Below are 1,056 nucleotides of genomic sequence, written 5' to 3'. Positions count from 1 at the left end.
ACCGGGTGGGCGGCTTCCACCACCTCGATCTTCTGGCAATGGGCGCCGTGCTCGTAGCGGGTCACCACCAGGCCGGAGACTTCCCCTTGCCACTCGCGCTCGACCACTTCGGCCATGGCCGCGGCGGCCTTGCCGGCACCGATGACGATGACCCGGCCGCTACGCTCGGCGGGGAGGTAATCGGCCAGCACCTGGCGCGGGTGGGCGGCGTCGATGGCGCTGGCGAACAGGTCGCGCAACAGGCTGTGCGGATCGATGGGCATGGCGGGCTCTCTTGTTATCGCTGGATCAACGTCGATTGCAGTCCGCAGCACTCATCTTGGCAAGTGCTGTGGACTGGAATCGACCCACCCGGCAGGCAGGCCGTGACACCGCCTGCCGGGCAAATCGAAAGGGGCATCGGCTGACGGCCCCAACCTACCTTGGGTCCGTCAGCCAATGTGTTGCTCGGTGCACGCAGATGCCGCGCGCTCCCACGCTGAGCATTGCTGATTGTGCCCATGCTCTGCGTGGGCATGTAGCCCGTGACGCTCTGCGTCACTACAGCAGACGCAGGAGCGTCCTAAACGGCGTTCCCACGCCGGAGCGTGGCAACGATCGAAGGCGTTTACTCCTTGCGGATCGAGAAGTTGGCCATGTGTTCCAGGCCCTTGATCAGCGCCGAGTGGTCCCAGTTGCTGCCGCCGATGGCCGCGCAGGTGCTGAACACCTGCTGGGCGTTGGCGGTGTTGGGCAGGTTGAGGCCCAGCTCGCGGGCGCCGGCCAGCGCCAGGTTGAGGTCCTTCTGGTGCAGGCTGATGCGGAAGCCCGGATCGAAGGTGCCCTTGATCATGCGCTCACCGTGCACTTCGAGGATCTTCGAGCCGGCGAAGCCGCCCATCAGCGCCTCGCGCACCTTGGCCGGGTCGGCGCCGTTCTTGGCGGCGAACAGCAGGGCTTCGGCCACCGCCTGGATGTTCAGGGCGACGATGATCTGGTTGGCCACCTTGGCGGTCTGGCCGTCGCCATTGCCACCGACCAGGGTGATGTTCTTGCCCATGGCCTGGAACAGCGGCA

Annotated in this window: 2 protein-coding genes; both read right to left on the bottom strand. The window is 66.2% G+C overall.

What is annotated here, in order from left to right; all coding sequences use genetic code 11:
* Positions 1-263, bottom strand: a 263-nt coding sequence (locus FBY03_RS22945) for a DUF4147 domain-containing protein (RefSeq protein ID WP_147174651.1), incomplete at its 3' end; no start/stop codon positions are given.
* A 344-nt stretch (positions 264-607) separates the two neighbouring features.
* Positions 608-1,056 (bottom strand): NAD-binding protein (locus FBY03_RS22940; RefSeq protein ID WP_147174650.1); only part of this gene is annotated, 449 nt, incomplete at its 5' end.

It is taken from the genome of Pseudomonas sp. SJZ079, from assembly GCF_007993865.1.
In the GTDB taxonomy this organism is placed as follows: domain Bacteria; phylum Pseudomonadota; class Gammaproteobacteria; order Pseudomonadales; family Pseudomonadaceae; genus Aquipseudomonas.
This window is presented reverse-complemented; position numbering and strand designations above follow the sequence as displayed.